Source organism: Amycolatopsis rifamycinica, assembly GCF_000695625.1.
GTDB classification, from domain to species: Bacteria; Actinomycetota; Actinomycetes; order Mycobacteriales; family Pseudonocardiaceae; genus Amycolatopsis; species Amycolatopsis rifamycinica.
Map to the genome: position 1 here is coordinate 12,098 of NZ_JMQI01000044.1, position 8,355 is coordinate 20,452.

Annotated in this window: 2 protein-coding genes; both read right to left on the reverse strand. The window is 73.9% G+C overall.

Features of this window, described 5'->3' with window-relative positions; genetic code table 11:
* Positions 1 to 6,972, reverse strand: a complete 6,972-nt coding sequence (locus DV20_RS21015; RefSeq protein ID WP_043782831.1) for an SDR family NAD(P)-dependent oxidoreductase — start codon at positions 6,970 to 6,972, stop codon at positions 1 to 3.
* A gap of 141 nt (positions 6,973 to 7,113) precedes the next feature.
* Entirely contained in the window at positions 7,114 to 8,325 is a 1,212-nt protein-coding gene (locus DV20_RS21020) for a cytochrome P450 (RefSeq protein WP_051736077.1), read from the reverse strand.
* Positions 8,326 to 8,355: the final 30 nt, after the last annotated feature.

Genomic DNA, 8,355 nt, shown 5'->3' on the forward strand with positions numbered 1-8,355 from the left:
TCAGGCTTCCTTTCCGTAAAGCGCGTCGCACAGCCGCAGCACCCTGTCCAGCGCCTGGGGCGCGGTCATCACGTCGGTGTGGCTCGTGGTGTCGACATCGGTCACGAAGAAGTCGTCGATCTGCTCGGCCCATTGGCGCCAGTACTCGACGCCGTCCAGCCCGGGCAGGTCCGGGTTGGGGAAGAGCACCATGTAGTCCTCGTAGCCGCCGAAGAACCGGCCGCTGCCGTTGCGGACGTAGTAGCAGCGCACGGCGTCCCGGCGCGGCAGCGGCTCGACGACGTGGTCGTCGGTGTGCTGCCGTTCGAGGAAGCGCGCCAGCTGCGCGACCTGGGTGCGCAACTGGGTTTCGGTCTTGGTGATCCCGGCCGCCAGCGCGGCCTTGATCAGCGAGTCGAGGAACTCCGCGTAGGGCAGTCCGGGGTCCACTTCGTCCCGGTGCAGGATGGGGGTGCCGTCCTTGGCGTCCAGGCGGTTGTTGCCCAGCACGAGGTTGACCGCGCGGAACGCGCTGACCTTGGCCACCGCGTCCGGCTCGGTCCGGCCGCCCCGGATGATGGCGTTGACGCGGTTGGTCGCCGCCGCGTCGAGGGTGTCGAGCATGACCAGCGTGTCCACTTCGGCGCCCTGCAGCTGCAGCTGCCGGACGACCTCGTAGGCCAGCAGGCCACCCACGGAGAACCCGCCGATGTCGTAGGGCCCCTCCGGCTGCACCGTGCGGATGAGCGACGCGTAGTGCTTCGCCATCGCCACCTGCCCGGCGAGGATTTCCCCGGCTTCCGTCCAGCCCTTCGGCCGGATCCCGTAGAAGGGCCGCCGGCAGCGCTGCGCGAGCGGCTGGTAGGACTCCACTCCCCCGTTCCCGTGGTGGATCCAGAACACCGGGCGGCCCGTGCCGCCCCGGTTCATCCGGACCAGTTCGGGGAAGTCCGCCTCCGCCACCGGCGATGCGGCGGACACCGGCGCCGGGGCCACCGGTGCGGGCTCCTCCTCGGCGGCGGCCGGTGCGCCGAGCCGGGCGACGAGGTCGCGCAGCGTTTCGCACTCGGCGACGACGTCCAGCGACACCGTCTCGTCGAGGTGTTTCTTCACCTGGGACAGGAACTGCGCCATGAAGATCGAGTCGAAGCCGTAGCGCCGCAGGGGCACGTCCGGGTCCAGCTGGGCGGCATCGATCTCCAGCACGCCGGCCAGCAGTTCCGCCACCCGGTCGGCGAGCCCGGTGGACGCCGCCGGGACGGGCGCGGCCGGCTGCGGGGCGACCGGCCGCGGAAGCCGGACCACGCCGTCGCTTTCGGCGACGAGCACCTGCTGGCCGAGGTCCCCGGCGCCGTCGGCGGCGGGGAACGCGCCGCGGAACCCCGCTTCGGCCAGCAGCCGCTGCCACGTGCCCGGGGTCAGCAACGGCGTGCCGGGCACGCGCGGCGCGGGGTCGTCGTGACGCCACCAGCCGTCCAGGAGGCCGAAGGTGAAGTGGCTGAACAGGCTTCCGCGGCTCAGCTCGTTGAGCAGCAGGATCCCGTTGGCCCGCAGGGCGGCCTTGGTGTGCCGCAGGGTGGCGCGGATGTCGCGGGTGGCGTGCAGCACGTTGGTGGCGATGGCGACGTCGAAGCCGCCGACCGGGATGTCCTGCCCGGCGGGCGAGTGCTCGACGTCGAACAGGCGGGTGTCGAGGTACGGCGTCGCCTCGCCGAACGCGCGCCGGGCGTGCACCAGGAACGCCTGCGAAACGTCGGTGTAGCAGTAGGTTTCGACGTGGTCGCGCCACGGCCGCAGGTGGCGGAACACGGTTTCGCTGGTGCCGCCGGTGCCCGCGCCGATCTCCAGGATCCGCAGCCGCGTCCCGGGGTCCTCGGCGACGCGGCGCCGCACGTAGCCGACGAGCGTTTCGGCCAGCACGCCGTTGAAGTAGTCGGCGATCGGGTTGGCCTTGTAGACGCCTTCGACGAGTTCGACCGACGAATCGGGGAACAGGACGTCGGTGGCCGGGCGGCGGCCGGTGAGGACCTCCCCCAGTGCCCGCAGCGCGGTGTCGGCGAGCTCGGCCTGCGCCCGGGTGGACTCCTCGGCCAGCCAGCGATCGCGGTCGCGGTCCCAGGCGGTCCAGGCGTCTTCGGTCCCGGCGGGCTCCTCCGTGGCGGCGTACCGGCCTTCGCCGTCGCGGCGCAGGTGACCGGCGTCGGCCAGCACGTCGAGGGTGTGCCGCAGCCAGCGCTCGTACTGCGCGGTGATCCCGCCGCGGGCCCGCCACTCCGCCGCGGTGGCCGCGTCGCCGGGCTCGAACAGGCCGAGCGAGCGCAGCACGGCCCAGCCGGCCCGCAGCAGGGCGGCATCCAGTGCTTCGCCGTGCCCGCCGACCTGCTCGCGGAGCCGGGCGATCTCCGCTACGCGGTCGGGCCGGCCGTCGCACAGGGCGGTGACCAACGCCGGTGCCCCGGCGTCGAGCTGCTCGATCGCTTCGTCGGCACGGAGTTCGCCGATCGCGTGCGTGCTCGTCACCTTGACGAGGGCCAGCCGCGGGTGACGGGACCCCATCAGCGTCTCGTAGGTGGCCATTCCTTCGGCCGGCTCGATCGAGCCCACCCCGGCCCGGGCCATCCGCGCCCGGTGGGTGTCGTCGGCGACCACACCGACCCCGCCCCAATAACCCCAGTTGACGACCTTGACGGGGCAGCCGAGCCGGGTGCCGAGGTGCTCGGCCCAGGCGTCGGCGAACGTGCAGCCCGCCGCGTAGTTGGCCTGTCCCGGCGAGGCGAGGAACGACTGCAGCGACGAGAAGAACACGACGAAGTCCAGCGGCTCGCCGGCGAAGGCGTCGGCGATGTTCACCGCCACGTCCGCCTTGGCCGCGTAGGTGTCCGCGAACCCGGCCTCGTCCATCCGGGCCAGGCTCCGGTCCCCGAGCACGACGGCGGAGTGCAGCACACCGCGGACCGGGCCGTGGCGGCGCACGATCTCGTCGCGAGCCCGCCGCAGCGCCGCCGGGTCCGTCGCGTCGGCCTGGATGTAGTCCGGCTGCGGGCCGTGGACGGCGAGCCGGCGGCGGCGGGCTTCGATCCCGGCGTCCAGCGGCCGCCGTCCGATCCACACCACCCGCACCTTGTGCCGGCGCATCATGTGCTCGGTCCACACGGTGCCGATGCCGCCGGCCCCGCCGATGGCCACGACGACGTCGTCGGGCTGCGGGTTCGCGGGCACCGGCTCGACCGGGACGGGTCCGGTCACCTCCAGCAGGCGCTGCCGGTACCACTCCCCGGTCCGGTAGGCCGCGAGTGCGCCCTTCGGCTCGGGCGGCAGCGCCAGGACGTCGTCCCACGGCACGGGGGCGCCGCCGGGGACGTCCACCACCCGCACGGGCCACTGCGGGTACTCCTTGGCCAGCGCGCCGAACAGCCCGTGCAGCCCGGCGGAAGCCGGGTCGGCCGCGGTGTCGCCGGGCAGCAGGCGGGCCTGTTTGGTGACCACCGTCCAGCCGAGCTCGCGCGCCTCGGCGCCGGTCGCCAGGACCGCCTTGACCAGCCGGAAGGCGGCCGGCGCCGCCATCGGGGCGAGCACGACGACGTGCTCCGCCCCGGCGGGGAACGGGTCGTCGGCGCCGAGCACCGTGGTGTCGGGGCGGCGGCGCCGGAATTCGGCGTGGTCTTCGGGGGTGCCACCGGCCAGGACCACCCGCGCGCGCTCGGCGGGCCACTGCGGGACCGGGTCCGCGGGCACCGCGTCCCACACCGGCGTCAGGAGACAGGTCCGGGCGGCTTCGTCCGCGTCCGCCGGCGGCAGGGCCCGGGTGCGGAAGCCGGCCAGGCGCACGCAGACGAGCCCGTCGGCGTCGCACACGTCGACGTCCAGCCGGCGCACCTCGCCGCCGTCGTCGCCGGCGGCGCGGACGACGACCCAGCCGTCGGCGGGGGTGGCGGCCCGCACCTCGACCTCCCGCACCGCGAACGGCAGCGCGAGCCGGCCCGCCGTGCCGTCGTTCTCGCCCAGCCACACGCCCAGGACGGCCTGGAGCGCGCCGTCGAGCAGGCTGGGGTTGAGCACGAGCGGCGACCCGGCCTCGCGCGGCAGGCTCAGCCGGGCCACCGCGATGCCCGCGTCGTAGTGCAGCGAGCGAACGGCGCGCAGCGCCGGGCCGTAGTCCATGCCGAGGTCTTCGTACCGGCGGTAGAACCCGGCCGCGTCCAGGGTGTGGGCGCAGTCGTCCCGCAGCTTTTCGACGGCCACGGTCTCCCCGGCCGCCGCGGCGGTGGCCTCCCCGGTTCCCTGGGCGTAGACCGTCTCGCCGCCGTCGACGCGGACCTCGAACGCGCGGCGCCCGGCGGCGTCGGCCGGCTCGAGGTGGACCTCGACGCGCCGCGGCCCGGTGACCTCGATCGGCCGCAGCCAGCGGACGTCGTGGAGCCGGACGCCGGTCCCGGTGCCGGCCAGCGCTTCGCGGGCCAGTTCCAGGTACGCCACGGCGGGCAGGGTCGGGACGCCGCGCAGGCGGTGGTCGCGCAGGTAGTACTCGCTGCCGTCGAGCACCCGCTGCCCCGCGGCCCCGGCGGCGGGCGCGGCAGCGGGTGCGGCGGCGGCCCGGGTGCCGCGGTCGGCGGCGGGAGCGGCGGCGGCCCGGGTGCCGCGGTCGGCGATCCAGAAGCGGCGCAGGTTGAACGGGTAGGCCGGCAGCGGCATCCGGCGCGGCGGAGTGCCGCCGTGCAGCCGCCGCCAGTCGAAGTCGAACCCGGCGGCCCACAGTTCGAGCAGCCGCGGCAGCTTGCCCTTGGCGACCCAGGTGTCCATCGCGGCGGCGATGTCCTCGTCGCCGGCGAGCACGCGCCACACCGCGTCCGGCCCGGGACGGCCACGGTGGACGCCGGGCGGGGTGTCGCCGTCGGCGAACGCCCGGAGCGTGCGGCGCAGCTCGTCGATCGTCTCGACGGCGAAGGCCAGCCGTTCCGGCATCGCGACCCGGCCGACCTGCAGGGTGTAGGCCAGGCTCGGCAGGTCGCCGTCGCCGAGGCCGCGGTCGTCGATCCACGCGAGCAGCTGCCGTGCGCGGGCGACCAGGGTGGCGGGTTCGCGGGCCGACAGGACGATGGCGAACGGGCCCGCTTCCCGGCGTACTTCGGCGGGCGGGCGGTACTCCTCGAGCACGACGTGGGCGTTCGCCCCGCCGAAGCCGAACGAGCTGACCCCGGCCCGGCGGGGCAGCTCGGCGCCGTCGGGACCGACCGGCGCGGCCCACGGCCGCTGCTCGCGCACCAGGAAGAACGGGCTGCCGTCCAGCTCGACGTACGGGTTCACGGTTTCGCAGTGCAGGCTTTCGACCAGCGTGCGGTGTTTCAGCTGCAGCAGCACCTTCAGCACGCCGGCCACCCCGGCCGCCAGTTCCAGGTGCCCGATGTTGGTCTTGACCGAGCCGATCCCGCAGTGGGCGGCCGTGACGTCGGCCCCGAAGTCGGCGTACAGCTCGCGGAACGCCTCCTTGAGGCCCTCGACCTCCACCGGGTCGCCGAGTTTCGTGCCGGTGCCGTGCGCCTCGACGTAGCCGACCGTGCGGGGATCGACGCCGGCGCGGCGGTAGGCGGCGCGGACCACCGCGGCCTGTGCCTTCGGGTTCGGCGCGGTCAGCGAGTTCGCCCGGCCGCCGTGGTTGACCGCGGTCGCGCGGATCACGCCGTGGATGTGGTCGCCGTCGCGCTCGGCCGCCGACAGCTTCTTCAGCACCAGCATCCCGACGCCCTCGCCCCGCGCGTAGCCGTCCGCGTCGGCCGAGAAGGTCTTGCTCCGGCCGTCCTCGCTGAGCATCCCGGCCCGGCCGAAGCTGATGTGGCCGTCGGGCACCGGGACCGTGTTGACCCCGCCCGCCACGGCGAGCGAGCATTCCCCGCGCTCCAGCGCCGAAACCGCCCGGTGCAGCGCGACCAGCGAGCTGGAGCAGGCCGTTTCGACCGGCTCGCTGGGGCCGTGCACGTCCAGGAAGAAGCTCATCCGGTGGGGACCGATGGACGGCACCGTCGCCGTGGCCGCCACGCCGTCCGCGCCGCGGGCGTGCGCGTCGATCAGGCGGTGGTACCCGGTGACCGCGGTACCCACGATGATGCCGAGGTCCGAACCGGCCAGCGCGTCCGCCGCGTAACCGGCGTCCTCCAGCGCTTTCCAGACGTAGAGCATCAACAGCCGGTGCTGCGGGTCCATCAGCTGCGCCTCCCGCGGCGCGATGCCGAAGAACTCCGGGTCGAAGTCGGCGACGCCGTCCATGAACCCGCCCCACTTCACGGTGGTGCGGCCGGCCTCGTCGAACGCGTCGCCGTACAGCTCGCGCCAGTCCCACCGGTCGGCGGGGACCTCGTCGACGCAGTCGCGCCCCTCGGCCAGGTTGCGCCAGAACGCGTCGAGGTCGTCCGCCTGGGGGAAGCGCCCGCTCATGCCGATGACCGCGATCGGCTCGGCCGCCGGTGGCCGGTCGGTGGTGGTCTGCCGGGAGACCGCGCCGCGCTCGGGAACTTCGCGGGCGGGTTCGGGAATTTCGCGGGCGGGCTCGGGAGCCTCGCGGACGGGCTCGCGCACCGGCGGGGCCGGCGCCGGGCGCAGGCCGAGGCGGTCGGCCAGGCGCGCGCCGTGCCCGTCGGCGAGGTGCGCGGCCAGCGCCCGCAGGGTGGGGTGCTCGAACAGCGCGGTGGGTTTCAGGTCCACCCCCAGCGCGTCGTTCACCATGCTCACCAGGTGGCTGATGACGACCGAGTCGAGCCCGTACTCGCTCAGCTCGACATCGGCGTCGAGGTCCTCGGGGCTCACCTTGAGCAGCCGCCGGACCTGGTCGGCGAGCACGTCGCAGACCCGGTCCCGCAGCACGTCCGGATCGACCCCGGTGCCCTTCGGCTGCTTGTCCCCCTTCAGCTGCTTGGCGAGGCGCACGGCCTCGGCCTTGTCGATCCGGCCCCGGCTGACCAGCTCGTACAGCTGGGTCACCGAACTGACGCGGTGGCTCATGTCAGGCTCCGTTCGCGGTCGTCGCGCTGATGGCTGCTCGAGGGCCGGAAACCAGGGTGGCGCAGCCGGTTCCCGGTTCGGTCCCGCTCGTTCCCGGGCGTGCACCCCCGGCCGGTATTCCCGGCAAATCGGACACGGGTCTCACGCCGAGACGGCCAGCGGCACGGTGTGCGCGTTGAGCATCTGCGAGCTGCGGACGAACCGCGGCGGCTCGTCCGGGAGGGTGGCGATCTCGGCGAAGCGGTCGAACAGGATGTTCAGCGCGATCCGGCCCTCCAGCCGGGCGAGACCGGCCCCGATGCAGTAGTGGATGCCCCGCGAGAACGTCAGGTGCGGGTTGGGGTCGCGCCCGGGCCGGAACGCCACCGGGTCGTCGAACACGCGCGGGTCCCGGTTCGCGGCCCCGAGCCAGACCATCACCAGCTGGTCGGGCGGGATCGTGACGCCACCCACCTCGGCCTCGGCCGTGGTCACCCGCGACGTCACCGCGAACGGCGGCAGGTACCGCAGCGACTCCTCGATCACGTCCGGCAGCCGCGAGCGGTCGGCGCGGACCCGGGCGAACTCGTCGCGGTGGGCGTCGAGGCACAGGATCGTGTTGCCCAGCAGCATCGTCGTGGTCACGTGCCCGGCCAGCAGCAGCACGTCGGCCAGCGTCGCGATTTCCTTGTCGCTGAGCCGTTCCCCTTCGACCTCGGCGTGCACGAGCCCGCTCAGCAGGTCTTCGCGCGGGGTGCGGCGGCGGTCCTCGATGTACTCGGCCAGGTACTCGCCGAACTCCTTGCGCTGCTGGATGGTCGTCTCGGTGACCTGCTCCTGGCCCTCGAACCGGCCGACCAGCGAAACGTCCTCGTCGGACGTCGGCGGGATCAGCGATTCGGCCCATTTGCGGAACAGGTCGCGGTCGCTCGCGGGCACGCCGAGCAGTTCGGCGATCACGATCACCGGCAGCGGGTAGGCCAGCGCGCTCACCAGCTCCAGCCGGTCGGTCACCGCGGCCTCGTCGAGCAGCTCGTGGGTCAGGCGCGCGATCTTCGGCTCGAGGTCGGCGAGCACCTTCGGAGTGAAGGCGTGGTTGACCAGCCGGCGCAGCCGGGTGTGCCGGGGCGGGTCGAGGTAGAGCAGCTCACCCGCCTGGGCCTCCTCGACGTCCGCGCCGATCTCCGCGGCCATCAGCCGCATCATGTTGGAGGAGAACAGCTTCGGGTTGCTCAGCACCCGCGCCGCCTCGGGGTGGCCGTAGACGTTCCACATGCGGCTGCCGGCGTCGAAGTCGACGACCTTTTCCGGAGCCGAGCCGCGCAGCCAGAACTGGCGTTCGTGCACACCCCAGGTGTCGAACTCGGTGATCATCGCGTGTCCGTCCTTTCGGTACTCGGGAGG

Excerpts from the sequence above, each read along its gene's own strand:
- DV20_RS21015 (WP_043782831.1), bottom strand. The coding sequence starts at position 6,972 with ATGAGCCACCGCGTCAGTTCGGTGACCCAGCTGTACGAGCTGGTCAGC.
- DV20_RS21020 (WP_051736077.1), bottom strand. The coding sequence starts at position 8,325 with ATGATCACCGAGTTCGACACCTGGGGTGTGCACGAACGCCAGTTCTGG.